This is a genomic window from Tunturiibacter gelidiferens (genome assembly GCF_014201335.1).
GTDB lineage: Bacteria > Acidobacteriota > Terriglobia > Terriglobales > Acidobacteriaceae > Edaphobacter > Edaphobacter lichenicola_E.
Genome location: NZ_JACHEB010000002.1, coordinates 467,880 through 491,448, shown reverse-complemented (window position 1 = coordinate 491,448; position 23,569 = coordinate 467,880). Strand labels below are relative to the sequence as shown.

Annotated in this window: 25 protein-coding genes; 15 read left to right on the top strand and 10 right to left on the bottom strand. The window is 56.8% G+C overall.

Annotated features, from left to right (window positions below):
* Positions 1-14: 14 nt before the first annotated feature.
* Positions 15-1,256, top strand: coding sequence for a threonine ammonia-lyase (locus tag HDF14_RS05805; RefSeq protein WP_260698044.1), 1,242 nt, complete (start codon positions 15-17; stop codon positions 1,254-1,256).
* Between the two features lie 22 nt (positions 1,257-1,278).
* On the opposite strand, the gene HDF14_RS05800 is transcribed toward HDF14_RS05805, so the two are convergent.
* Complete coding sequence (locus HDF14_RS05800) at positions 1,279-1,914, bottom strand: energy transducer TonB (protein ID WP_183974433.1); 636 nt, start codon at positions 1,912-1,914, stop codon at positions 1,279-1,281.
* A gap of 48 nt (positions 1,915-1,962) precedes the next feature.
* Complete coding sequence (locus HDF14_RS05795; protein WP_183974431.1) at positions 1,963-3,168, bottom strand: D-alanine--D-alanine ligase; 1,206 nt, start codon at positions 3,166-3,168, stop codon at positions 1,963-1,965.
* A gap of 254 nt (positions 3,169-3,422) precedes the next feature.
* On the opposite strand from HDF14_RS05795, the gene HDF14_RS05790 reads away from it, so the two are divergent.
* Entirely contained in the window at positions 3,423-3,833 is a 411-nt protein-coding gene (locus HDF14_RS05790; protein WP_183974429.1) for a DUF3253 domain-containing protein, read from the top strand.
* Between the two features lie 360 nt (positions 3,834-4,193).
* Positions 4,194-4,643 (top strand): MmcQ/YjbR family DNA-binding protein, encoded by a 450-nt coding sequence (locus tag HDF14_RS05785; protein ID WP_183974427.1) that lies wholly within the window; start codon positions 4,194-4,196, stop codon positions 4,641-4,643.
* A gap of 19 nt (positions 4,644-4,662) precedes the next feature.
* On the opposite strand, the gene greB is transcribed toward HDF14_RS05785, so the two are convergent.
* Complete coding sequence (gene greB, locus HDF14_RS05780; protein WP_183974425.1) at positions 4,663-5,256, bottom strand: transcription elongation factor GreB; 594 nt, start codon at positions 5,254-5,256, stop codon at positions 4,663-4,665.
* A gap of 186 nt (positions 5,257-5,442) precedes the next feature.
* Between greB and HDF14_RS05775 the strand changes: the two genes are divergently transcribed.
* From HDF14_RS05775 to HDF14_RS05765, 3 genes are all read left to right on the top strand, one after another.
* Positions 5,443-5,793 (top strand): hypothetical protein, encoded by a 351-nt coding sequence (locus HDF14_RS05775; protein WP_183974416.1) that lies wholly within the window; start codon positions 5,443-5,445, stop codon positions 5,791-5,793.
* An 11-nt stretch (positions 5,794-5,804) separates the two neighbouring features.
* Positions 5,805-6,086: a hypothetical protein gene (locus HDF14_RS05770; protein ID WP_183974414.1), complete on the top strand. Its 282-nt coding sequence runs from the start codon at positions 5,805-5,807 to the stop codon at positions 6,084-6,086.
* 99 nt (positions 6,087-6,185) lie between these two features.
* Positions 6,186-6,533 carry a hypothetical protein gene (locus HDF14_RS05765; protein ID WP_183974412.1) on the top strand — a complete coding sequence of 116 codons (348 nt, stop codon included), beginning with the start codon at positions 6,186-6,188 and terminating at the stop codon, positions 6,531-6,533.
* A gap of 25 nt (positions 6,534-6,558) precedes the next feature.
* Here HDF14_RS05765 and HDF14_RS05760 read toward each other — a convergent pair whose 3' ends face one another.
* Together HDF14_RS05760 and HDF14_RS05755 are read right to left on the bottom strand one after the other, a co-directional pair.
* On the bottom strand, positions 6,559-7,167 hold the full coding sequence (locus HDF14_RS05760; RefSeq protein ID WP_183974410.1) for a hypothetical protein: 609 nt from the start codon (positions 7,165-7,167) through the stop codon (positions 6,559-6,561).
* Positions 7,168-7,345: 178 nt separating this feature from the next.
* Positions 7,346-7,735: a DoxX family membrane protein gene (locus HDF14_RS05755; RefSeq protein ID WP_183974408.1), complete on the bottom strand. Its 390-nt coding sequence runs from the start codon at positions 7,733-7,735 to the stop codon at positions 7,346-7,348.
* Positions 7,736-7,824: 89 nt separating this feature from the next.
* On the opposite strand from HDF14_RS05755, the gene HDF14_RS05750 reads away from it, so the two are divergent.
* From HDF14_RS05750 to HDF14_RS05715, 8 genes are all read left to right on the top strand, one after another.
* Entirely contained in the window at positions 7,825-8,628 is an 804-nt protein-coding gene (locus HDF14_RS05750; protein ID WP_183974406.1) for an SDR family NAD(P)-dependent oxidoreductase, read from the top strand.
* Positions 8,629-8,639: 11 nt separating this feature from the next.
* Positions 8,640-9,500, top strand: a complete 861-nt coding sequence (locus tag HDF14_RS05745) for a hypothetical protein (protein WP_183974404.1) — start codon at positions 8,640-8,642, stop codon at positions 9,498-9,500.
* A 50-nt stretch (positions 9,501-9,550) separates the two neighbouring features.
* Positions 9,551-10,606 carry a PLP-dependent cysteine synthase family protein gene (locus HDF14_RS05740; RefSeq protein ID WP_183974403.1) on the top strand — a complete coding sequence of 352 codons (1,056 nt, stop codon included), beginning with the start codon at positions 9,551-9,553 and terminating at the stop codon, positions 10,604-10,606.
* A gap of 66 nt (positions 10,607-10,672) precedes the next feature.
* Positions 10,673-11,194: a 3-hydroxyacyl-ACP dehydratase FabZ gene (gene fabZ, locus HDF14_RS05735; protein WP_183974402.1), complete on the top strand. Its 522-nt coding sequence runs from the start codon at positions 10,673-10,675 to the stop codon at positions 11,192-11,194.
* On the top strand, positions 11,191-11,976 hold the full coding sequence (gene lpxA, locus HDF14_RS05730) for an acyl-ACP--UDP-N-acetylglucosamine O-acyltransferase (protein WP_183974401.1): 786 nt from the start codon (positions 11,191-11,193) through the stop codon (positions 11,974-11,976). The genes fabZ and lpxA overlap by 4 nt, the downstream gene beginning before the upstream one ends.
* 46 nt (positions 11,977-12,022) lie before the next feature.
* On the top strand, positions 12,023-13,174 hold the full coding sequence (locus HDF14_RS05725) for a Gfo/Idh/MocA family protein (protein ID WP_183974400.1): 1,152 nt from the start codon (positions 12,023-12,025) through the stop codon (positions 13,172-13,174).
* A gap of 17 nt (positions 13,175-13,191) precedes the next feature.
* Entirely contained in the window at positions 13,192-14,058 is an 867-nt protein-coding gene (locus tag HDF14_RS05720) for an LpxI family protein (protein ID WP_183974399.1), read from the top strand.
* 127 nt (positions 14,059-14,185) lie between these two features.
* Positions 14,186-14,734, top strand: a complete 549-nt coding sequence (locus HDF14_RS05715) for a peroxiredoxin (RefSeq protein WP_183974398.1) — start codon at positions 14,186-14,188, stop codon at positions 14,732-14,734.
* Positions 14,735-14,810: 76 nt separating this feature from the next.
* Here the strand turns inward: HDF14_RS05715 and HDF14_RS05710 are convergent, their stop codons facing one another.
* The 3 genes from HDF14_RS05710 to HDF14_RS05700 all read right to left on the bottom strand — a co-directional run bounded on the left by HDF14_RS05710 (position 14,811) and on the right by HDF14_RS05700 (position 19,113).
* On the bottom strand, positions 14,811-15,626 hold the full coding sequence (locus HDF14_RS05710; RefSeq protein WP_183974396.1) for a hypothetical protein: 816 nt from the start codon (positions 15,624-15,626) through the stop codon (positions 14,811-14,813).
* Positions 15,627-15,784: 158 nt separating this feature from the next.
* On the bottom strand, positions 15,785-17,671 hold the full coding sequence (locus HDF14_RS05705) for a transglycosylase SLT domain-containing protein (RefSeq protein WP_183974394.1): 1,887 nt from the start codon (positions 17,669-17,671) through the stop codon (positions 15,785-15,787).
* Between the two features lie 149 nt (positions 17,672-17,820).
* Positions 17,821-19,113, bottom strand: coding sequence for a PP2C family protein-serine/threonine phosphatase (locus tag HDF14_RS05700; RefSeq protein WP_183974393.1), 1,293 nt, complete (start codon positions 19,111-19,113; stop codon positions 17,821-17,823).
* Between the two features lie 393 nt (positions 19,114-19,506).
* On the opposite strand from HDF14_RS05700, the gene lepA reads away from it, so the two are divergent.
* On the top strand, positions 19,507-21,309 hold the full coding sequence (gene lepA / locus HDF14_RS05695) for a translation elongation factor 4 (RefSeq protein ID WP_183974391.1): 1,803 nt from the start codon (positions 19,507-19,509) through the stop codon (positions 21,307-21,309).
* Between the two features lie 435 nt (positions 21,310-21,744).
* On the opposite strand, the gene HDF14_RS05690 is transcribed toward lepA, so the two are convergent.
* Positions 21,745-22,437, bottom strand: a complete 693-nt coding sequence (locus HDF14_RS05690; protein WP_183974389.1) for an OmpH family outer membrane protein — start codon at positions 22,435-22,437, stop codon at positions 21,745-21,747.
* 125 nt (positions 22,438-22,562) lie between these two features.
* Positions 22,563-23,261: an OmpH family outer membrane protein gene (locus tag HDF14_RS05685; protein WP_260698043.1), complete on the bottom strand. Its 699-nt coding sequence runs from the start codon at positions 23,259-23,261 to the stop codon at positions 22,563-22,565.
* Between the last annotated feature and the right edge of the window lie 308 nt (positions 23,262-23,569).

Here is a 23,569-nt window from a genome sequence, read left to right as displayed (position 1 = left end):
TTTGAAGAGAGATCATGATGCCTGTGAAGGATTCGATAAGCCAACGGAGTATCAGCCTTGCCGACGTCTCTGCTGCGCGGGAGCGGGTTCGTGGAGCGATCTACTATTCGCCTTGCCCTCACTCGCAAATGCTGTCGGCACTGACGGGGCAGCAGGTATATCTGAAGCTCGAAAACCTGCAGATGACCGGCTCGTTTAAAGAGCGCGGTGCGCTGAACCGGATTGCGATGCTGACGCCGGAGCAAGTTGCGCGTGGTGTAGTTGCGGCAAGCGCGGGGAACCATGCGCAAGGTGTGGCATACCATGCGACGAAACGAGGGATTCGGGCTTTGATCGTGATGCCACTGGCGACACCACTGGTGAAGGTGACGGCGACGCGGGGGTTTGGCGCGGAGGTAGTGCTGTACGGCGCGAACTACGACGAGGCTTGCGAGGAGGCGACGAGGCTTTGCGAGGCCGACGGGATGACGTTTATTCATCCATTTGACGACGCGATGGTGATGGCCGGGCAGGGCACGATTGGGCTTGAGCTGTTGGAGCAGATTCCTCGACTGGAAGCCGTGGTGGTTCCGATCGGGGGCGGCGGGTTGATTGGCGGCGTTGCCTGCGCGATCAAAGAGTCGCGCCCGGATGTTCGTGTGATTGGAGTGCAGACCTCGAGGCTGCCTTCGATGGTGGCGGCGCGAACGGTTGGGCACCCGGTGACGTTGGAGCCGTCCACGACGATTGCGGATGGTATTGCGGTAAGGCGTGTGGGAGATACGACCTTTCCTGTGGTCGAACGCTATGTCGATGAGATTGTGACCGTCGATGAAGATGAGATTGCTTCGGCGATTCTTGTTCTGCTGGAGCGAGAGAAGACGCTTGCTGAAGGTGCGGGGGCGGCGGCGCTGGCCGCGTTACTGCAGAAGAAGACGTCGCTGAATGGGGCGCATACTGCGGTGATGGTGTGCGGTGGAAATATTGATGTGACGCTGTTGAGCAGGATCATCGAGCGCGGTTTGGTGCAGGATGGAAGGATGATCCGGCTGCGGATTCATCTGCTGGATAAGCCCGGGGCGCTTGCCGAGCTGACGCTGTTGATTGCCAAGTATCGGGCAAACATCGTGGATACGCTGTATAACCGGGCATATTACGGGGTGAATCTTGGCGACACTACGATCGACATTACTATGGAGACCCGTGGGCGCGAACAGGTCGAGGAGTTATTGGCGGCGATGACGGCTGGCGGTTACAGATATAGCCAGGTGATCTAGTGGTTTTTCTGAGATTCTGAGGTCAGGACTTTTCGTAGTGGAAGTGGAGTTCTTGCTCGCTGGCGACGGGCTGGCCGTCTTTCGTAGCTGGGTGAAAGGTCCACTGCTGGATGGTTGCAATGACGCTTTCGTCGATTCCATGGCCAAGGCCGCTGGTCATTTTGATGTCGGCAATCTTGCCCGTGGTGTCGATGACTATGTCGAGGATGACGTCGCCTTTGGTGCCGTGCGGGAGGGTCGACAGGTCAGGCTTTGGCGTGGGAAAGTAGCTGACCAGAGCGATGTTGATGTTGCCGGAGCCCAGGGAGTCGGCGCCCGCGGTAGAGTCCGGCTGTGTTGAGGCTGGCGAGCTTGTGTTGGGGGAGGCTGTGGAATCCTTCGGCTTTTGCGTTGGCGGAGTTGGTAGCGGAGTAGTGGACTCAGCGTGCTTGGGCTGGGTCTTGGGATTTGGGGTGGAGGTTTGTAGAGGGGCTCTGCCTGGAGAATAAGTCAAAAGGAGATTGGTACCACGTGGGCTGCCGGGGAGGCGGATGGGTGCGACCCAGGAGGCGCGCTGGTGGATAAGCGCGGCGATGACGAGCAGATGCAGGAGAGAGGAAGCTATGGCGTAGTTCGGTGTTCGACGCTGGACTGCGATGGGTTTGCCGATGGTATCCATGCTCAATCTCCTCCTTTCTCTGCGATGTAAGTCCAAATGCGTTTCTTGTTAGACGCGGGCGAAGGTGGTCTGTTGCTTTTCCTGGTGGCGTTCGGCGGCAAGGCAGATGAGTCGATCGATCAGTTCTTTGTACGGCACGCCGGAGGCTTCCCAGAGCTTGGGGTACATGCTGATGCTGGTGAAGCCCGGCATGGTGTTGATTTCGTTGAGGTAGATGCGGGCGGCTTTTGATTCTTTGCCCTTTTTGTTTTTGACGGCGGGCTCCATGAGGAAGTCGACACGGGCTAGACCCGCGCAGTCGCAGGCGCGGAAGGCGGCTATGGCCATTTCGCGGATTTGTTTTGATTCGGACCTTGAGAGTTGCGCAGGGATGATTGGGACGGAGGCGTCGGAGTGGTACTTGGCGTTGTAGTCGTAGAACTCGGCTCCGGGAACGATCTCGCCGACGACGGAGGCCTCGGGGGAATCGTTGCCGAGGACGGCAACTTCGAGCTCGCGGGGTTTGGCACCGGGGCCGCCTACGCCTTGCTCGATGATGAGCTTGCGGTCGAAGCTGGCGGCGAGATCCATGGCCGGGGCGAGTTCGCTGCGGTCGTGAACTTTGCTGATGCCTACGGAAGATCCTAGATTCGCGGGTTTTACGAAGACTGGGTAGGTGAGCTTCTTCTCGATGCGTTTCGTGCAGCGCTTGGCGTCGGCCTTCCACTCGCTGCGCAGGAGATTGACGTGGGGGGTTTGAGGCAGGCCGGCAGCGGCGAATAGCTGCTTCATGACGGTCTTGTCCATGCCTGTGGCGGAGCCGAGGACGCCTGAGCCTACGTAGGCGATGTCGGCTAGTTCGAATAGGCCCTGGATGGTGCCATCTTCGCCGAAGGTGCCGTGGAGGACGGGGAAGATGACGTCGAGCGATTGGGCGAGAGAGCCGTTTTGTTGCGCCAGGGCTTCGTGGCCAGCGGCGCTGGCGCTTAGTGCGACTGATTTAGTGGCGGTGCGTTTCTTCTGGACCGGCGCGGGTTTTGTGTCGCCTGCTAGAAGGTGCTGGGCATCGGTGGAGGTGAGCCACTGGCCTTGTTTGGTGATTCCTATGGGAATTACTTCGTATTTTGTCTGGTCGATGGCTTTGAGGATGGAGGCGGCGGAGAGGAGGGAGACCTCGTGCTCGCCGGAGCGGCCGCCGAAGAGGATGCCAATGCGGAGTTTTTTGGGGGTGGACTTAGTTGTTTGCTTTTTGGTCTGTTTCTTCTGTTTCGTCATGGATAGGTACAAGTCTCTCCTAAATTTGGGCGGTTCTGCGGGAAAAAAAATGTTGGGTATCGAAGTGGTCTTTTGCAGGGGGTTTTGCTGATCTTTGTGTTTTTGGTGGTGGTTTTTTGTGGTGAAGATGTGGTGATTTGCATGGCTGACGTGGTGTTTTAGCAGTCATTTTTTGAGGGTGAAAAATGCGCCACGGATTTGTAAAATATTTTCATGTGTGGCGCGGGCTCTGGGCTTTCCTGCATCTTTCTCTTATGCCTGACCGCGAGCGCAAACCCGAACGCACTACACCGCATAAGGACAAGATCTGCAAGACCTGTGGACGCTCCTTCGAGTGGCGTAAGAGCTGGGAGCAGGACTGGGATGTGATCAAGTATTGCAGCGATGCATGCAGGGGGCATAAGCCGGGAGAGTCAGGCGTGGAGCTTGAGAGGGCGATTCTGGAACTGCTTGCGGAGCGTGGGAGGAACAAGACGATCTGTCCATCTGAGGCGGCGAAGGTGGTGGGTGGGCTGGAGAGCCGGCGGGACTGGGAGGGGTTGATGGAGCCGGCACGGGCAGCAGCGCGACGTTTGGTTGCCGCGGGAAAGATCGTGGTGACGCAGCATGGGCATGTGGTCGATGCTGCCACTGCAAAAGGGGCGATTCGTTTGCGACTGCGTTGAAACTGTCGCTTGATTGCAGCAAAACGTGGCCATTTTTCGGCTACGTGTCATGCATGGGACGCTTCTAAGTCTGCATGACAACTCAAAAGACATCGGCGAAAAAATCCTCCTCAAAGAAGACGTCCTCTTCCTCTAGCAAGTCCACTGGCGCGAAGCAAAGCTCTCGGTGCTGGCCCGGTTTTGAACCGGTTGCGGGGAAGGCTCCGCGGGAGAAAGGAAGTTGTAAGCCTAAGCCTGGAAAGAAATCGGCTGCGGTGAAGCGGGCGGATCAGAAGGCTGCCGCCGCAAGCAAGCTGGAGAAGCAAGGTAAACCGAACCCGCGTCGCAAGGCTGCGTGACGTTGGAGCTATACTTGCCGGCATGGACGTCGAGCGTATTCGCGCTTACCTGCTGACGCTGCCGCATGTGGTTGAGACGCCGCAGTGGGGTGGTCTCGTTTTCTGGCTGGGGGATAAAGCGATTGGCGGCAAGATGTTTGTGATGTTGCCGCTTGATGCGAATGATCTGGATCGCGGCCATAAGGCACGGGTCATCTCTTATCTTGCGGGAGCGGAGCGGTACCCGGAGTTGCTGGAGACCGAGGGCATCTTTCCTGCGCCTTATGTGGCTCGAATCTTCTGGGTCGCGGTGACGGGTTGGAGTGTTTTTCGTAAGGCGGAGTGGGAGCAGGAGTTGAGTGCGGCGCACGCGCTTACTCTGGCGAAGCTGCCGCCGAAGGTTCGTACGGCTCTTGCCTTGCCTGCGGCCCAGCAGAAGCGGCTGATTGCGGAACGGCGGAAGGTGCTCGCTGCCAAAGCTGCTAAACCATGAGCGGTTTGAGGGGCAGCGATCAAGTCTCTTTTGTGAAGACTTCGGGACTATGTGGTTCGCGGAACGGCTCTACAGGAATGCGCTCGTATCGCACGCTTAGCACGTTCAGGGTTTCAATGCCGCCCGGCGCATGAAGAACGACTTCGTCATCCTCTGCGGCTTTCATTAGTGCGCGCCCCAGTGGGGAAGCCCAACTGATGTGGTTGCGATCAAGATTGACTTCGTCCGTGCCGACGATGCTCACCACTCGCTCGGCTCCCGCGGCATTCGCATAGCGCACGGTGGCGCCAAAGAACACCCTCGTCGCCCGCTGCCCTGTTCTAGGAGCTTCCGGATCTACTACCTCCGCGGCCTCGATTCGCTTCGTCAGGAAACGAATCCGCCCATCGATCTGCCGCAGTCGTCGCTTGCCGTACTGATAGTCAGCGTTTTCACTACGATCGCCATTGCCTGCAGCCCACGCCACCACCTCCACTACGGCCGGGCGATCCTTGGTGACCAAAAAATGGCGCTCATCTTTCAGGCGTTCGAGGCCGCTTGGAGTGATGTAGTTCTTGACGTGGTTCGCAGCAGGCTCCTCCACTTTCGGTCTTCTCGTAAACCCTTTTCGCATTCTGCGGCTCTCTCTCCTGGCACGATTTGAGCTATGCGCATTTATCACGACCAACCGACGTTGCCGGCAGAGGAGGATAGCGTTTTCGTCCGGTTTGACACTGCGTTCATAGTCGAGCATGATCAACGCTCTCCCGGGCCACAATTTAGACGTCTCAAAGTGTTCGCGTATCTCTGGAGGTCTGTGATGTTGACTAGTATCACCGGCTACTGGCTCAGGGTCATTGCTCCCAGCGCTATAGAGAGCCAGGAGCTCACATTAGGTCCGTTCCCACCCGGAACGAATGTGTACGCAAACATTTCGCTGAACGAACTCAACACTTATTTTGAGCTCGACTCCTCTAACACGAAGTACTCCGCGACAGGTTACATACCGTATTGGACCCACTATAAAGATGACGGAACGGAATCTAATCAAATGCAATCGATGGGTTTCAATCAGAATGCTGTGGCGGTCGACAACTGTGCGCGTATCTGGTTGGTGCTAGAGGGATTCAGAGTCGTCGCAAGCGCTCTTGTGAATGTCATCACCTATTAGGAGGTATGCCGATGTCAACGATAATCACCTTCGATGCCCGATCTGGTCGCATTCTCGGTATACATCACGGTTCGGCAGATGAAGAACGTGCACGAAAGAGTGCACAACATCACTCGAAGGTCAGCGCCGAACACATCGACCTTCTTACAACGGATGCTGTTGAACTGGATAAAAGTAAGCGTTACAAGGTGGATGTAGGCCGAAAGACGCTGGTTCCCACCGAGGCAGGCGAAGAAGGAGTCTGGTTCGGTTTTGGCTCAACCGGACGCACAAACCAATCAAATCCTGCGTGATGCTTGTTCTGTTCTGCGATTGCTCCGGCGAGGATGATTCGACGCCGAACCACGATCTGGAAGACTCGAACGATTGATGAGCATCTCTGGAGGTCTGTGATGTTGACGACTGTAACGGGCTATTGGCTCGAGGTGATCGCCTACAGCTTTGTCCTCATAGAATTTACGACGGATCCGTTCCCACGCGGAACGAATGTCTACGCGAACATCGCCCTGTCTGACATTCTCACTTATTTCATAGACCCCCCTGTGGGGCCGAAGTTCGCCGCGATTGCCTACATTGAATGGTGGACCTACTATCGGGAGGATGGAACGGAATCTGATCCGCAGATCGGGTCGGGTTTCAATCAGAACGCTGTGGCGGTCAACAACTGTGCACGTATCAAGTTCGGGCTCAATGGAATTCAAGTCTCCACCACCGCACAGGTGAATATCTTCACCTATTAGATCGCGTTTGCTAATCCGACTTTAGTTACTCACTGGGGTTGACTACAGCCGGGCGATGGCGGTTCTGCTCTCGTAGCCGCTCTACATGGTGTTGAAGGATGGTGCCGGAGACCATGATGGTTGTTGCTGCCAATACGATGGCTAATCGAATCCACTGGTGAGTGCGCAAAGATCTCACCGGTTCTCTGCTTTGAGTGGACCAGAGAAGGAAAACGAGAGCGGCACGCTGGTGCCACAAGATAATAAGTAACGACGTGCAAATGAGCCCAGAGATGAGGTAGGGTCCGTAGTCAGTGACTAAAATGAACATATTTACGAGCAGGATGTTGGCTATCACCGGGAGCATTGCCAGGGTTCCCAAGAGCGTGGTCTTTCGGAAGAGCAGCAGAGTCGCACCGACCACCTGCGTTAGACCGAGAATGGACGCGTAGACCCGAGAGAAGCCAAAGTAAAACCATGTGAGCTGATAGCCCGTTAGCGAGCCGACCGGCTGTCTAGCAAGCAGGGTTTGCATGTTGAACTGTAGGTGAAGCAGCTTGCTGATGCCGTACATGTACAGCATGAAAGCGCAGAAGTAACGTAACCAATCGAGCGATCGCGGATACGCTTCGGCATTCGTCTCTAACTTGGGCATCGTACCCTCCACTAAACAAGAGGTCCAAGGACCTACTCTTGCACCCCTTTTAGGGGTACGGCGAGTCTCCGTCAACAGTTCCGATGCCGAGGATTGCAGTGAAAACGGCGACAGCAGATTCCCTTCGGGAATGACAACCAGAAAGGCAACAGCAAAAACATCGCGATAACCGGATTAACTACGCCCGGCGGCCGTCTGGGGTGAAGATTCCTTCGAAGGCTGGCCAGTAGGCCCAGATGAGGAAGATCTCCAGGAGAGAGCAGACGAGGCCTGGTCCGATTCCTGCGCCTCCGGTCAGGGTCAGGTGGAACAGCAGGACGTTGACCAGGATGGGGCCCAGGATGACGAGTCCGACGGGGACGTAGCGGCCGATGAGCAACAGGGCTCCGGCGACGGTGTAGAGAATTCCATGGAAGGTCAGCCATCCATGCGCGAACATGATGTTGGCCAAGACGCCGGCGTCGCCGGGTATCGTCGGATTGGGCATGAAGTGGAAGAAGTTGTTGAGCCCAAAGACGAAGAAGACGAGTCCAAGCAGGATGCGTGCGATCAGGACGGCGATTTTCATAGGCGACGAACTCCTTGGGATGGATTAGTAGAGAATTCTCTGTGTGTGCTTCAATTGCGTCAAGCAGATTGATGGGATATGTCGAATCTATGTTGAATAACGGTAACTCTGGGGTCGCGATGTCGCTGGCTGGGAAGGTCGCCCTGATTACGGGCGGGTCGCGTGGAATTGGAGCAGCGACGGTTCGGATGTTTCGCAGGGCGGGGGCGAAGGTGGTGTTCAACTACCGCTCGGCGGCGGAGCAGGCTGAGGCTTTGGTAGCGGAGTGCGACGGGAGTGAGGTATGTCTTGCGGTTCAGCAGACGCTGGCGACGCCTGAGGATGGAGCGGCTTTGGTTGAGGCTGCGGTGGCGGCGTTCGGGCGGATTGACTGCGCGATTTTGAATCATGGGGTGTGGCCGGCGCATGATGCGCCTATCTCTGAGATGACGAGCGAGCAGTGGCGGACGACGCTGGGCACGAATCTGGACAGCGTGTTTGGAGTGGTACGGTCTGCGGTGGCGCAGATGAAGGCTCAGCCGCAGGTGGGTTCGGCGCGAGGGCATATTGTTTTGATCAGTTCGACTGCGGGGCAGCGCGGGGAGGCTTTTCATGCGGACTACGCGGCGACGAAGGGCGCGTTGATCAGCCTGACGAAGAGCCTGTCGACTGAATTGATTGGTGAGGGGATTTATTGCAACTGCGTGGCGCCGGGTTGGGTCGCAACGGAGGCGACGGCGGGAGTTCTAAGTGATCCTGAGGTTTCGAAGAAGCTGCTCTCTTTGATTCCGCTGGGGCGTCCGGCGGATGTGGATGAGATTGCGGCTCCTGTTCTGTTTCTTTGTACGCCCTTCGCTGGGTTCATCTCCGGCGAGATCTTTAACGTGAACGGCGGCGCGGTGCTGGCCGGATGAGTGGAGCTGGTATGAGGCAGGTTGTACTTGGATTTGGCGTTGTGCTTGTTCTTGGTTTGGGATCGGTAAAGCCGCTGTGGTCACAGGCGAGCGAGATTCCTAGTGCCGGGCAGGTGGTGCCGAACGGAGAGACGCCGGAGCAACATGGGAAGAAACTTCTCAACGAGATGGTGGAGGCGCTGGGCGGAAACGCGTGGCTGAGCCGTCGCAATATTCGCGAGCTTGGACATCTTGGCCGGTTCTTTCATGGCTCGCCTACGGGTCTGGTGATCGACTTTACTTCGACGCGGCAGTTCCCTACTGACAACCGCTTTGAGGCGACGCGGGTTGGATTCATTACCGATAAGAGCATTCTTTTTCCAGGGAAGAAGATCGACGTTGTGCAGATCTGGACGGCCGGTAAGGGGTATGAGGTCACCTACAAGGGCAAGGCCGAGTTGCCGAAAGATCAGGTCGATGATTTTTATCGACGCCGCGATCACTCGGTTGAAGCGGTGGTGAATACGTGGTTGAAGGCTCCGGGCGTGGTGGTGGTTTACGAGGGGACCACGATGGTGGAGCGCAGGCTTGCCGAGAAGGTAACGGTGCTGAGCGACAACAATGACGCGGTGACGCTCGAGCTGGATTCGACGTCGCATCTTCCGCTGCGCCGGACGTTTCAGTGGAGGAATGAGACCTTCAAGGACTTCGATGAGGATGCGGAAGAGTACGCTGATTACCACACGATTCAGGGGCTGCCGACGGCGCTCTCGATCACTCGATACCACAATGGCGATATGGCGAGCCAGACATTTTTGCTGAAGGTGGAGTATGACGTCGATGCTGCGCCGGATCTGTTTAATCCCGATGTGTTGCTGAAGAAAAAGCAGTAAGGATGGTCGGGCCTGAGTAGACTCTCTGCAGATAAAAAAGGAGCGATGCGATGAAACGGAAGTTTGCGAATATTCTCGAGACCGTTGGAAATACACCTGTGGTGCGGATTAATAAGCTTGCTCCTGCGGGAGTGGATTTGTTTGTGAAGATTGAAGCGTTCAATCCGTTGGGGTCGGTGAAGGACCGGCTGGCGCTGGGTGTGATCGAGGACGCTGAGCGGACGGGAGCGCTGAAGCCGGGGCAGACGGTGATCGAGGCTACGAGCGGGAATACGGGCATCGGGCTGGCGATGGTGTGCGCGCAGAAGGGCTATCCGCTGGTGGTTACGATGTCGGAGACTTTCAGCGTTGAACGGCGGAAGCTGATGAGGTTTCTGGGGGCGAAGGTGGTGCTGACTCCGGCTGCGGAACGTGGGTTGGGGATGGTGAAGAAGGCGAACGAACTGGCGGAGAAGCATGGCTGGTTTCGGACGCGGCAGTTTGAGAATGAGGCGAATGCGGATATGCACTCGCGTACGACGGCGCAGGAGATTTTGAGGGATTTCGAGGGCGACCGGCTGGATTATTGGGTGACTGGATTTGGTACGGGGGGGACGCTGAAGGGCGTGGCTCGGGTGCTTGCGGAGAAGAGGCCGGAGACGAAGATTGTGGTGTGTGAGCCGGAGGTGGCGGCGATGATCTCGAGTGGGACGGCGCAGCCGCGGAATGCGGATGGGACAGCGTCGGCGGGCCACCCGGCGTGGACTCCGCACCCGCAGCAGGGATGGAGCCCCGATTTTATCTCAAGCCTTACGCAGGATGCGATCGATTCGCATCGCATCAGCCAGGTGTTGCGGATTGAGAACGCGGAGGCGATGCGGTGGAGTCGGGAGCTGGCGGTGAAGGAGGGGATCTTCGTGGGCATTACGTCGGGGGCGACCTTCGCCGGGGCGCTGCGGGTGTGTGCGGAGGCGCCGAAGGGCTCGACCGTGTTGTGCATGCTGCCGGATACGGGCGAACGGTATTTGAGCACGCCGCTGTTTGCGGAGATCGCAGTGGATATGACGCCGGAAGAGTTGGAGATCGCTCGGTCCACTCCTGGGGCGCAGCTGCAGCCGGCGGGGTGAGGCGGAGTTGTTTGTAGGGCCGTTTCGTCCGGTTGACGTGGTTCGGCATTTATACTCATCTTTGCCATGAGCGAGACTACGCCTGACCAGAATGACGACGAACAACCGGCGCCACGCACTACGATGGACATCCTTGAGATTATGTCCTTGCTGCCGCACCGCTACCCTTTTTTGTTGATCGACCGCGTGGTCGAGATGGTACGCAAGGAGCGCATCGTCGCGATCAAAAATGTGACGATCAACGAGCCGCATTTTCAGGGGCACTTTCCTGACTACCCGATTATGCCTGGGGTATTGATGGTCGAGGCGATTGCGCAGACGGGCGGGGCGTTGTTGCTGAACGAGATTCCGGATCGCGACTCGAAGCTGATGGTGTTCACGGGAATTGAGAATGCGCGCTTTCGACGGCCGGTGGTGCCGGGGGATCAGCTTCGCATTGAGGTGACGGTTTTGCAGTGGAGAAGCCGTGCGGTGAAGATGCTGGGGAATATCACTGTGGATGGGAAGCTGGTCTGCGACGCTACGGTGATGTGCCAGGTGGTTCCGCGGGTTGTGAAGAAAGCTGCACCAGAGGCGCCGGCAGAGTGAGCATTCATCCTACAGCGATCGTCGCGGCGGGGGCACAGATTCCTGCAAGCTGTACGGTTGGTCCTTACTGCACCGTGGGTCCTGATGTCGTGCTCGGGGAAGAGTGTGAGCTGGTCTCGCATGTTGTGCTTGACGGGCACCTGAGGATGGGGCGAAAGAACCGGGTTTTCTCGTTTGCATGTATTGGGATTTCGCCGCAGGATCTGAAGTATGCGGGGGAGCCTACAGGCGTTGAGATTGGGGATGGCAATTCGATTCGCGAGTATGTGACGATTTCGCGCGGGACCAAGGGCGGCGGTGGGATGACACGGGTGGGGAATGATTGCCTGATTATGGCCTACACCCACATCGGGCATGACTCGCAGATTGGGACGGGGTGCATTCTCGCGAACGCTGCTACGTTGGCGGGCCACGTGACGGTTGAGGACTACGCGACCGTCGGCGCGCTTTGTCCGGTACACCAGTACTGCCGAATCGGGAAGTATTCGTATATTGGCGGCGGAACGACTATTACGCAAGATGTACTTCCCTATTCGTTGACTTCAATCGAGCGAAACAATCACGCTTACGGGCTGAATAAAGTGGGCCTTGAGCGGAAAGGTTTTACGCCGGAACAATTGAAGGAGCTTCGCGCGGCGTATCGCAAGCTGATTGCGTCGAAACTTAATATCTCCGATGCGCTGGCGGCTATTCGCGAGATGATCGCTTCTGGCGGCGCGGGCGAACATGTCGTTTACCTCGCGGACTTTATCGCAGGCAGCGAGCGAGGCATCATCAAATAGGTGCACCGTTGGGTTTGGCATACAGAATTAAATTGGAGTTTCCCTTATGATCTCGTCGGTTCCGAGTCGTCTTATTTTCGCTGCTTCCCTTCTGGTGGCAGGTTTTTCTTCTGTGAACGCACAAGCTCAGGCGGCTGCTCCTGTACGAGTTGCCATTGTTGGGCTCGTTCATGGCCATGTGCAGGGTTTTCTGCACAACCTCGCTTCGCATCCTGAGATTACCTTGGTGGGTATCTCTGATCCTGATCCCGCACTGCGTCAAAAATATATTACGAAGACACACCTGTCGGAAGATCTGTTCTTTGCGACTGAAGCAGAGATGCTGAAGAAGACGCATCCGCAGGCGATCCTTGTGTACACGTCGATTGCGGGGCATCGAGCCGCTATCGAAGAGGCTGCACCTCTGCACATAGCCGCCATGGTGGAGAAGCCGCTGGCTACTACGGTGGAAGATGCGCTTGCCATCCAGGCGCTCTCGGAGAAGTACAACGTTCCTGTTCTGACGAACTACGAGACGACCTGGTACAACTCGAACACCGCTGCAGTAAAGATGTTGGAAGAGGGAAAGATCGGCGATCTACGCAAGCTGGTCGTTCACGACGGGCATGAGGGGCCGAAGGAGATTCATGTCGATCCCGAGTTTTTCAAGTGGCTGACCGATCCGAAGGAGAATGGCGCTGGTGCGATGTTTGACTTCGGTTGCTATGGGGTGGATCTTGCGACATGGATCATGCGCGGAGAGCTTCCGACGACTGTAACTGCTGTTGCGTTGCAGTTGAAGCCTCAGATCTATCCGAAGGTTGATGATGACAGCACGATCGTTCTGACCTATCCGCATGCGCAGGCGATCCTACAGGGTTCTTGGAACTGGCCGTTTGCGAGGAAGGATATGGAGGTCTATGGTGCGACCGGCTATGTGGATACGCTGTATGAGGATGCCGCGCCGGGCGCGAAGCTTCGTATGCGCTTGACCGGAGAAAAAGGTGAACACGTTGAAACAGCGCCTGCACTGACCGCACCGCAGAACGATTCGCTGAACTATCTTGCGGCCGTTCTAGGGGGAAGTTTGAAGCCGCAGCACGACCTGACGTCGCTCGATACGAACATCGCGGTGGTTCGAATTCTCGATGCGGCTCGTCGCTCGGCCCAGACGGGGAAGACGATCTACCTCGCTCGTGAAGTCGCGGCTGCAAAGTAGGGCTCCTTTACGTGACCATGAGCGGATCAGATCAAATCGAAAAACTTGGACTTATTGCGGGGAACGGGCGCTTTCCGTTTCTGTTGCTGGATGCTGCACGGGCGAATGGCTTGCAGGTTGTCGTTGCGGCGATCAAGGAAGAGACCGATCCCGAGATGAACGATCGCGCGGCGGCTGATCCTGGCGTACGCGTTCACTGGCTGTCGCTGGGCGAGTTGTCGAAGCTGATCGACACCTTACGCGGCGAGGGTGTTACTCGTGCCGTGATGGCGGGCCAGGTGAAGCACAAGCAGATCTTTTCCAGTATTCGTCCGGACTGGAGACTTGCGAAGCTACTGTTGAGCCTGCGTACTCGCAACACGGACATGCTGCTGGGTGCGATCGCGAAGGTGCTCGGAGATGAGGGGATTGAACTGATCTCGTCGACACAGTACCTTGAGCCGCTGTTGGCGAAGGCTGGTGTGCTGACTCGTCGGGAGCCCGATGGGGAAGAGCTGAAGGATATTGCCTATGGGCGCACTGTCGCGCAGGCTATTGCCACGTACGATCTTGGTCAGACGGTGGTGGTTGCAGCTCAGGCTTGCGTTGCGGTGGAGGCGATGGAAGGGACCGACGCTACGATCTCTCGCGCGGGGGAGCTTTTTCGCACGCTCGATTCAGGGGGTGAGACGACTCTTCGTCGTGCTCTCACTGTCGTCAAGGTCGCTAAGCCCAATCAGGACATGCGCTTTGACGTACCTGTGGTGGGGGTTGCGACCATCGAGGCGATGAAGGCCGCGGGTGCCACCTGTCTGGCTGTTGAAGCAGAGAGAACTCTGATGTTCGATCCCGCAGCGATCCTTAACGCCGCGGATGCGGCTGGTATTTCCATTGTCGCGAAGTAAAGATATTGTCACGAAGCAGTAAAGAGAACGGCCGGAACGATAAAATTGCAACGCAGCATATGCGTCTTCGAGACTTTCGCGGCTTTCACTCGTCCACAGATAACAGAATCACATAAGGGGAAACACCATGCGCAAAGCAGTTTGGATCGCAGTAATCATCGGCGTAGCAGCGGCGTGCGGCATAGGCCTCAGGGCCCATGCGGCGCCGGCGGCAGACACAATACAGGCTGGAGCCGTGGCACCCAACTTTACCCTGCCCTCGCAGGAAGACAAACCGGTCAGCCTGACGGACTACAAAGGCAAGTGGGTTGTGCTGTACTTCTATCCGAAGGACCAGACCACCGGCTGCACGATTGAGGCGCACAACTTCCAGCGCGATATGGCCAAGTATGACGCGGCGAACGCGGTCGTGCTCGGCGTGAGCCTGGATACAGTGGAAGGTCACAAGACCTGGTGCTCGAAGGATACGTTCAGCTTTAAGCTGCTCGCCGATCCGGATCACAAGGTTGTCGATATGTACGGCGTTCCGGTGAAGAACTTTGGAGTGATGAAGTTCGCCAATCGCGAGACGTTCCTGATTTCGCCGGATGGCAAGGTGGTGAAGGTCTGGGAGAAGGTCGATCCGAACGTTCACAGCACGGAAGTTCTCGCTGAGATCGCCGCCGACAAGAAGTAAATATTTATCAGCAGACGCAAAAAGGCCCGGGCTCTCAATTGAGGAGTCCGGGCCTATTTGCTTGCCTGGAGCGTGCTTACTTCTTTACGGCTTTCTTTGCTGGGGCCTTCTTTACAGCCTTCTTTACGGCTTTCTTTGCAGGAGCCTTCTTGGCTGCCTTCTTAGCAGGAGCCTTCTTTGCTGCTGCCTTCTTCGCTGGTGCCTTTTTTGCTGCTTTCTTAGTTGCCATAGTACCTCTCGTCTTTAGTTTTTTACTGCTTGTAGTGCTCTTGTTGCCGACCGCCTTTTTAGGGGTGGCCTTCCCGCCGCGCAGAGCACTAACTTTCTTCGCGGCAGATTTCGATTTGGCAGAGGCCTTCTTCGGTGCAGCCTTCTTTGCCAGAACTTTTTTCGCTGCGGGCTTCTTCGCCGCAACCTTCTTGGCGGCGACCTTCTTGGCGGCCGGCTTCTTCGCGGCCGTTTTGGTGGCCGTTGGCTTGCTGACCTTCTTGGTCGCCGATTTCGCAGGAGCAGCCTTCTTTGCTGGTGCTGCTTTCTTGGCTGGCGTCGCAGCAACTTTCTTTGCGGCCGCCTTTACGGGGCTCGCAGCGGATTGCCTGACTGGCAGCTCGGACGCTTTGGTCGGCGGCGCGTAGCTGCCTACTGGCGATGGCGGCAGTGCGAACAGCTTTGCGTCTTCGGCATGAGTTCCATGAAGATCGTCGTCGGTGTCGTCTTCATCGAGCTGAGACTCCGCATCGTCATCTTCTGAGGTCATCGTGACCTCTTCTTCTTCGTCATCGTCGTTGAAGCGGTTGTGCACATCATCCAGTTCGTCATCGGGTTCGTCACCGAAGGTATGATCGTCATCGGCTGCAGCTGCGTGAAGCTTGATGGTGTCGTCGAACATCATTGTTGTTGTCCCCTCACTGCTCTCTACTTCTATCGCTCTCTGCGTTGTCTTACCAGCTTCGATGCAACAAGAAACATCTTTACATATCGGGATGAGATTCTAGCAACAGGATGCATCCAAGCGCTACCGAAGGCAAGCAATCTTTTTCACGAGGAAACTTATCGTGTAGCTTTCTTTTTCGTTTTGGTGGTGGAGTTGAGCTCCGCTTCGCTTGAACTCTTCTTGCTGGTCACCTTACCGGAAGCGGAGGACGTGGCCGACTTCGAGTTCTTGTGTGTGCTGGCTGAATGCGCGGAACCCTGATGAACACTGGTCGAAGCGGTATGCACGCTGCTCTTTCTTCGGGTGCCTTTGCCGCGCACGTGTGTGCCGGGAGCGAGCTTGACCGGCTCGACAACTGCGAGAGACGTGCCGGGATGCACGGCCTTTGAGGACAGATGATTCCACCGCCGCAGATCTTCTACTGAGACGCCGAATCGATCGGCGACGGTAACTAAAGTGTCGCCGCGACGCATGGCATATCGCTGCGGCCGTGTGCCTGCAGCGGCTGTCGTAACGGGTATGACGAGCTCGTCCCCGGTATCGACGCCATCATTCAGAGCGACGCCATTTGCAGCTACGACGTCGCTTACATGGGCATGCAAGCTGGTTGCGATGCCGTCGAGCGTCTCGCCCGGGCGTACTACGTGAAAGCGCCAGCTGCTGCGTTTGTCTTCAGGAATCTCTTTTAGGCGCTCGGTGAAGACATCATGGGTGCCAACTGGGATGTGCAGATCGAACGACGTGTCGCGTGGCGTCGTCATTCGCAGGAGGCTGGGATTCAAGGCCACGATCTCTGTGAGAGAGGAGTCGGTCACGTCGGCCACCAGACGTAGATCGATTGCGTAGTCGACGGAGACGGTATCGGAGACGACGGGCGCGTCGGGGACCATCTTGTCGAGTCCGTACTTCTCGGGGTTCTTCGCCATGATGACGGCGGCGAGAATCTTGGGGACGTAATCCCTGGTTTCTTTTGGCAGCGAGTTGCGGCGGTAGAGCTCCCAGAAGTCGGCGTAGCCGGTTCGCTGCACGGCACGCTGGACGTTGCCGGGACCCCAGTCGTAAGCAGCCATGGCGAGATACCAATCGCCGAACTGGTTGTAAAGGGTCTTCATGTACTTCGCGTAGGCGATTGAAGATTTTTCGGGATCGAAGCGCTCATCGAAGTAGCCGTTGCGCGCCAGACCGTAGGCGCCGGTGGGCATGAACTGCCACATGCCGCCTGCTCCTGATTTTGCGTTGAGGACTTGCGGTTGAAAACCTGACTCGGCTACGGCGAGGTAGATCAAGTCCTGAGGCACGCCGTTGTCTGCCAGCGCCTTCAGGATCATGGTCTTGTATTTTCCGGCGCGCTCCATGCTGCGGAGCATGTGGGCGTGGAAGGAAGGGGAGTTCGCGAAGTAGCCGATGTAGCCGGCGACCTGGTCGTTGATGACGAGAGGGAGATCGGAGGAGATCTGAAGTTCAGCCTTCAATTTTGCGGTCAGTTCGGGATCGGCGGGGAAGGTGAGGTCTTCGGCAGTATCGAGGGGCGCCTCTTCGATCTTGGGAGAGAATCCGTTGCCTTGTTTGAGGGCGGCCATCTCTAGGGAGTTGACCGCGTTCAAAAGGTGATCGAACTCGTCCGCGAGTTGCGGGTCGGTCTTTAGATTCATGCCGCTGGTCAGCATGAGATCGACTGCGGAGTCGAAATCCAGCCGTGCCGCATCGAGACGACCCGCGCGATAGTTGTCGACACCGCTGCGATAGGCAGCCTCAGCGGAGTTGATCAGTTGCTGCGCCTTGAAGGCGTGGACCGAGCTATCGACGGACTGCTCGGTTGACTGGGCTGGTTGACTGGTCGTTGCTGCATCCGCGCTCGTCGGCGGCGTAATCGTTGGTGCTGTTGCTTGTACCGGGACATTACCCGGCGCGGCGGCATCTTCCTGCGGACAGCCTGTCAGCAGTACCAGCGGTGCACACATCACCGCGAGTGCCGAAGTTCGCACCAAGTCCCTTAATGTCATTCGCACCATCTTCGCTTTTCATTGTAAGGGGTGCAAGAAGCAAATTCGCAGACTCTCGCGGACAGCTTTGCGAAAAGGGTTCAGCTATCCGAGAGATGGTGTAGTGCGACGGACATATGGGTCAGTTATGGGTCAGTGCTCCTGACGGTTTATCGACTTCGGATGAGGACTGCGGTTGCGTCATCAGTGTGGGTCGAGTACTGAGAGTGCCTTCGCACATCCTCGATCAGACCGTCGACGCATGCGTTGGGCTGCAGGAAGTGTTCGACCAACCGATCTACGCCATACTCCTCGTCACTATGATTCATTGCCTCGGTGATTCCGTCCGTATAGAAGAGGAGCTGAGTGCCTGGAGGGAGGGTGAGCTTGTATTCGGGATACGAGGTCGTCCCGAGCCCGAGTGGCAGGCCGGTGTCGATATCAAGAAAAGAGCACTTGCCGTTGATGAGGAGAGGACGCAGATGTCCAGCGCTGGCAATGGTGATCTCGCGCGATTCGGCATCGAGTACAGCGTAGATCATGGTGACGAATTTGCCCGTTGGAAAGTCTTCCATAAGCATCTGATTGAGCTGCATGAGGGTTCTTCCCGGAGAAGGATCGAGCTTTGCGAGTGAGCGCAGGATGGCGCGTGTCGATGACATCAACAGCGCGGCCGGCATTCCCTTGCCGGACACGTCGGCCAGCACGATTCCGGTGCGCTCGTTGCCGAGATCGATGAGATCAAACCAATCGCCTGCGACAGATCCTGCGGGATTCCACGCAGTTTCAAAGGCGAAACCACAGACGAGCGGGACGGCCTTGACGAAGAGGGACTGTTGAACAGCGCGTGCTTCTTCTGCTTCGTACTTCAATTGTTCCCGCTCCAGGCGCTCGTTACGGAAGAGCCTCGCGTTTTCGATCGCCACGGCGACGTGACCGGCCAAGGCCTCTAGTACCAAGACCTCGTCTTCGGCAAAAGCGTTGATCTGTTTGTGATCTACGCAGAGTACTCCAATAACCTCGCCGCGGGTCATAAGTGGAATCGTCAACTCGGACCTGGTGTTCACCTCGCACGAGACGTAGTAGGGATCGACCGTGACATCTCGTGCGTAGCGCGTCACACCGGTCGCGGCCACGTGGCCGACCATGCCACGTACACCAATCTTCAGGCGGGCACCTTTGCGATAGGTGGTGCACCCTCGAACACCGTGAAGCACCATCTCCTCACCGTTAGGATCGCGCAGCCAGACTGAAACTTCGACGCAGCCGATAGCGTCGGCGATATCGTTTACAACCCGATCGAGCAACATCTCCAGATCGAGACTGGAAGTAATCAGTTGCGCGGCGCGTTGGAACTTCATCATGGCCTTCGCGCTCATCAAGGCCTGCACGAAGGCGCTGGAAGAGTGAACGCGTGAAGGAATTTTACTGAGTGTTTCGATCGGAGATGGTTTGGTTGCCATGGTCTCCTCCTTGCAAGGAACCCAGGAATCTGTGGTCCATTTGATGTTTGGGCCTGCGCCGCGATGCAAAGTTTGATCCGTCGTAGAAGCGCTATTTCGGCAGGAAAATCCGGCAGGATCGGAGCAGGCTGCAAGCTGTCTCAGATGAATTCTGCTTGCCTGAGCGTGCCGGCTGACTCTGCGAAGTCTCATCCAGACAAAGTCTCGCCACCTGTTGATACGTACCGTTGCGCAGATTGGTTCCACGCCGCCGAGGTGCCGGTCATTTACGTAGAGAGGGAGTGGATAAGACAGCCTTGAATCGCTGACTTCAAAAGCGCAGGACCGATTGGTTCCCTCTTTATAGAACGCAACGGGGTGTTAACATGGATATTGAGGCTACCCAGCTACAAAATGGATCCAAGTCACATCCGCAACTTCGCGATCATCGCGCATATCGACCATGGCAAGTCCACCCTTTCCGACCGGCTTCTCGAGCTGACCGGCTCCCTGACGTCTCGCGAGATGCAGGCGCAGGTACTGGACGCGATGGATCTGGAGCGTGAGCGCGGCATCACGATCAAGGCCCACACCGTTCGAATGATGTACAAGGCGCACGATGGCGAGACCTATCAGCTGAACCTGATCGATACGCCTGGCCACGTCGATTTTTCTTACGAGGTCTCTCGCTCGCTGGCATCGTGCGAAGGCGCTCTGCTGGTGGTCGATGCGTCGCAGGGAGTCGAAGCGCAGACGCTTGCGAATGCGTATCTCGCCATTTCGAATGGGCTTGAGATCATTCCGATCATCAATAAAATTGACCTGCCCAGCGCCGATATTGAACGCACCAAAGAGATGATTGAGAAATCTGTCGGGCTGCCTGCAGACGATGCGATTGCAGTCAGCGCGAAGACTGGTCTCAACGTCGAAAGCATTTTGGAAGCCGTCGTCACACTTCTGCCGCCGCCGCTGGGCGACCCGGAAGCACCACTGCAGGCATTGATCTTCGATAGCTGGTTTGATCCCTATAGAGGTGTCATTGTTCTGGCGCGAATCATCAACGGCAGGCTGCGCAAGGGGATGAAGATCAAGGTCATGTCCAATGGCAAGATGTTCGATGTTGAGAGCATGGGCGTGATGACTCCGAAGCCAGTTGAGCTTGCCGAACTGAGCGCGGGCGAGGTGGGTTTTTTTGTCGCGACGATCAAGAACGTTGCCGATACTAAGGTCGGCGATACCATCACTTCGGTGGAGAATCCCTGCGCTGAAGCGCTGCCTGGATTTGAAGACATCAAGAGCATGGTGTTTGCGGGGCTGTATACAGTTGATTCGCACGAGCACGCGATGCTGCGGGACGCGCTCGAAAAGCTTCGACTCAACGATGCAAGCTTTTCCTTTGAACCTGAGTCGTCGGTTGCTCTTGGATTCGGCTTTCGGTGCGGCTTTCTTGGACTGCTCCACCTTGAGATTATTCAGGAGCGTCTGGAGCGCGAGTACGATCTCGACTTGATCACGACTGCGCCGGGCGTGCGCTACAAGATCACGATGACGGACGGAAGCGTGCGCGAGGTTGATAATCCTTCGCGCTGGCCGGAGACCACGGAGATCGAGCAGATCGAAGAGCCGGTGATCGTAGCGAAGATCCTGACGAACGAAGAGTACGTCGGCGGTATCTTGAAGCTTGTCGAAGAAAAGCGTGGGCGCCAGCAGAACATGGAGTATGTCTCTGATACGCGTGTGTTAATCACGTACGAACTTCCGTTGAATGAGATTGTGCTGGACTTTTACGATCGCCTGAAGACCGTGTCGCGTGGCTATGCTTCACTCGACTATCAGCTGGCTGGGATGTGGGTTTCGCCCATGGTCAAGATGGATATTCTGATTGGGGGCGATCCTGTGGATGCGCTTTCGATCATCATCCATAAAGACTTTGCGCAGCAGCGTGGGCGCGCGCTGGTATCGAAGATGCGCGAACTGATTCCACGTCAGATGTTCGAGGTCGCCATCCAGGCGGCAATCGGTTCGAAGGTTATTGCTCGTGAGACGGTCACTGCCATTCGCAAGAATGTAATCGCCAAGTGTTACGGCGGTGACATTAGCCGTAAGCGCAAGCTGTTGGAGAAGCAAAAAGAAGGAAAGAAGCGCATGAAGCGGATCGGCAAAGTCGATATCCCGCAGGAAGCTTTTCTCGCGGTTCTCAAGGTAGGAGAAGAGTAACCACCTCGCTACAACTGAGGGTGAGGATTCGATTTTGGACGCAACCTCTTGTCTAAAAAGACTAGTTAGCGCGGTTTTATCTGGGGATGTTCTCGTACAAATCGATTAGATGCGGGAATTTGTAACTTGATCGTAACGTCGAACTGTGGAAACCCTTGAAACAGCGTTAGTTGGCGAAAGCTGGGGATGATTCGCGCTAGCAAAACTGGTAAGGGTTGGCCAACGCGCTGATTTATATGTACTTAGTAGAAGTTTATGTCAGCGCCCAGACCTATACAAGTTAACCTTGGACCGGCCAGTCCGGCTTTTCGGCTTCCGCGATCCACAGGTTTTTCCACAGGAGCCCTGTGCTTAGAGCTTTAAAAGCTGCACACCGCAGGACGAGAGGATTCGTGGAGCACTCTCTTCGTTGCAGTGTGCAGCTTGGTTCTGAGCTTACTGCTTCGGTGCAGCGGGCTTCGGGGTGGTTGTTGGACGCGGACGCGCTGTCGTCGGAGCTGGAGAAGAGGGGCCCGACGGAGCCGGAGCAGCGACACCGGAGGATGCGTTGTAGGCGGTCACGATCGCCTGTGTCACATCGGTGCTCTGGTTAGCCCACATCACGTTGCTCTGTTGTCCGCTGACATCGAGTAGCAGCGTGTAGCCATTCTTGCTGACGTACTCCTTAAGAGTGACCGAAACCTTGGCTGCTACTTTGCCGTAAGCCTCCTGCAGGTCCGCGTTGTAAGCGGTCTGGGCATCTTCGGCGTTGCGATTCAGCTCTTTCTCTTTGGTGTCGATGTTACGGAGGCGAGTGGCGCGCTCTTCGTCAGAAAGAGTTGCCGGCGCGCTCTGCAGCTGAGCCTTGAGCGAATCGACTTCCTTCGAGAGGGTGTCTATCTGATCCTTCTTCGGCTTGTACTTGTCCTGGATCTGCTGGACGGAACGCTGACCTTCGTTGGTGGCAAAGACCGCCTGCTCAAAGGCAACCAGGGCGATCTTTGCGGGAATGGCCTGTGGTTCAACAGCTGCAGCAGCGGAAGCAGGTGCAGCAGCGGCTGGAGCTGGAGCTGCGGCAGTCTGAGAGATTCCTGCGGTGGTCATCAATCCTGCGCCGAGCGCGGAGACAAGAACAAGAGTGCGATTCATGCGGTTTGTGGTGCTCCTTCAGAATTTCGATCGGTTCGATCGTTCAATAGATTGGTACAAAGATCCTAGGTGGGGTGGCTTCAAATCGCTTTCACCCCACCCAGCCTGATTCTGTCATGCCAATGTTACTGCTTGGGCAATGCGGGCTTCGGGACGGCCGAGGCGTGCGGATGAGCAGTCGGAGAAGGCGCCGACGGAGGCGGCGGTGCGATTCCCGAGGCTGCGTTGTACGCTTCGAGAACCGCGCGCGAGATGTCGGTGCCGTCGCTGGTCCAGAGCAGGCTTACGGAACCACCCTGCTGGCCAGTGATGTCGAGCAGCATGGTGTAGCCGTTGTCCTCGACGTATTTCTTGACGACCGGCGCAAGTTTCTTCGCGACCACGCCAATGGCCTGCTGCTGCTCACCGCTGACGGCCTGCTGTGCATCCTGACCATCGCGTTGCAGTTGCTTTTCCTTTGTGTCGATGGCACGCAGCTTAGTGGCGCGTTCCGCATCCGTCATCGTTGCCGGGGCGCTCTGCACCTGCTTCTTCAGCGTGTCGATCTCCTGCGCCCTTGCCTGCAACTCGGCGCCCTTGGGCTCGTACTTCTTCTCTAAGGTCTGGAGCGCGCGCTGCCCTTCGTTGGTTGCAGCGGCGACCTGCTCGAACTCAATGGTCGCGATCTTTGCTGGCACTGCGTGAGGCGCAACTGGCGCGGGCGCCGCAGCGGACTGGGTGGGAGCGGCAGCAGGAGCGGTCGGAGCAGCTGTCTGGGCCACTCCAACAGCGGACGACATTCCCGCAGCGAGAGCGGTAACAAAAGCGAAGGTACGATTCATCATGCGGTGTGTGGTACTCCTTCAGGGATTGATCAAACTTGTGCGTGCGGCTTCGCGCGCACATGGAGTGCCGTCTAGGCCGTTCCCTCCATCCACTCGATCAACGCACCCTTGAGACAGAGCACGCCCATCTTTTACCTCGATTGAACAGACTGCCATGGGGGCAAATCGGTAGCAAAACGAGAGGGCTGCCGGAACAGATAAATTATAGGGTCCAGCCGGGGACGGGTCAATCGAGTTAGATCTTCCTAGCCTACCGAAATATGGAGCCTGCGGGCCTCAGTCTTCTGTTTTTCAGATTTCCGGGGTGG

Bases quoted from the DNA above. Each gene is read 5' to 3' on its own strand.
- HDF14_RS05805 (WP_260698044.1), top strand. From the start codon at position 15: ATGATGCCTGTGAAGGATTCGATAAGCCAACGGAGTATCAGCCTTGCC.
- HDF14_RS05800 (WP_183974433.1), bottom strand. From the start codon at position 1,914: ATGGATACCATCGGCAAACCCATCGCAGTCCAGCGTCGAACACCGAAC.
- HDF14_RS05795 (WP_183974431.1), bottom strand. From the start codon at position 3,168: ATGACGAAACAGAAGAAACAGACCAAAAAGCAAACAACTAAGTCCACC.
- HDF14_RS05790 (WP_183974429.1), top strand. From the start codon at position 3,423: ATGCCTGACCGCGAGCGCAAACCCGAACGCACTACACCGCATAAGGAC.
- HDF14_RS05785 (WP_183974427.1), top strand. From the start codon at position 4,194: ATGGACGTCGAGCGTATTCGCGCTTACCTGCTGACGCTGCCGCATGTG.
- greB (WP_183974425.1), bottom strand. From the start codon at position 5,256: ATGCGAAAAGGGTTTACGAGAAGACCGAAAGTGGAGGAGCCTGCTGCG.
- HDF14_RS05775 (WP_183974416.1), top strand. From the start codon at position 5,443: ATGTTGACTAGTATCACCGGCTACTGGCTCAGGGTCATTGCTCCCAGC.
- HDF14_RS05770 (WP_183974414.1), top strand. From the start codon at position 5,805: ATGTCAACGATAATCACCTTCGATGCCCGATCTGGTCGCATTCTCGGT.
- HDF14_RS05765 (WP_183974412.1), top strand. From the start codon at position 6,186: ATGTTGACGACTGTAACGGGCTATTGGCTCGAGGTGATCGCCTACAGC.
- HDF14_RS05760 (WP_183974410.1), bottom strand. From the start codon at position 7,167: ATGCCCAAGTTAGAGACGAATGCCGAAGCGTATCCGCGATCGCTCGAT.
- HDF14_RS05755 (WP_183974408.1), bottom strand. From the start codon at position 7,735: ATGAAAATCGCCGTCCTGATCGCACGCATCCTGCTTGGACTCGTCTTC.
- HDF14_RS05750 (WP_183974406.1), top strand. From the start codon at position 7,825: ATGTTGAATAACGGTAACTCTGGGGTCGCGATGTCGCTGGCTGGGAAG.
- HDF14_RS05745 (WP_183974404.1), top strand. From the start codon at position 8,640: ATGAGGCAGGTTGTACTTGGATTTGGCGTTGTGCTTGTTCTTGGTTTG.
- HDF14_RS05740 (WP_183974403.1), top strand. From the start codon at position 9,551: ATGAAACGGAAGTTTGCGAATATTCTCGAGACCGTTGGAAATACACCT.
- fabZ (WP_183974402.1), top strand. From the start codon at position 10,673: ATGAGCGAGACTACGCCTGACCAGAATGACGACGAACAACCGGCGCCA.
- HDF14_RS05725 (WP_183974400.1), top strand. From the start codon at position 12,023: ATGATCTCGTCGGTTCCGAGTCGTCTTATTTTCGCTGCTTCCCTTCTG.
- HDF14_RS05720 (WP_183974399.1), top strand. From the start codon at position 13,192: ATGAGCGGATCAGATCAAATCGAAAAACTTGGACTTATTGCGGGGAAC.
- HDF14_RS05715 (WP_183974398.1), top strand. From the start codon at position 14,186: ATGCGCAAAGCAGTTTGGATCGCAGTAATCATCGGCGTAGCAGCGGCG.
- HDF14_RS05710 (WP_183974396.1), bottom strand. From the start codon at position 15,626: ATGATGTTCGACGACACCATCAAGCTTCACGCAGCTGCAGCCGATGAC.
- HDF14_RS05705 (WP_183974394.1), bottom strand. From the start codon at position 17,671: ATGACATTAAGGGACTTGGTGCGAACTTCGGCACTCGCGGTGATGTGT.
- HDF14_RS05700 (WP_183974393.1), bottom strand. From the start codon at position 19,113: ATGGCAACCAAACCATCTCCGATCGAAACACTCAGTAAAATTCCTTCA.
- lepA (WP_183974391.1), top strand. From the start codon at position 19,507: ATGGATCCAAGTCACATCCGCAACTTCGCGATCATCGCGCATATCGAC.
- HDF14_RS05690 (WP_183974389.1), bottom strand. From the start codon at position 22,437: ATGAATCGCACTCTTGTTCTTGTCTCCGCGCTCGGCGCAGGATTGATG.
- HDF14_RS05685 (WP_260698043.1), bottom strand. From the start codon at position 23,261: ATGATGAATCGTACCTTCGCTTTTGTTACCGCTCTCGCTGCGGGAATG.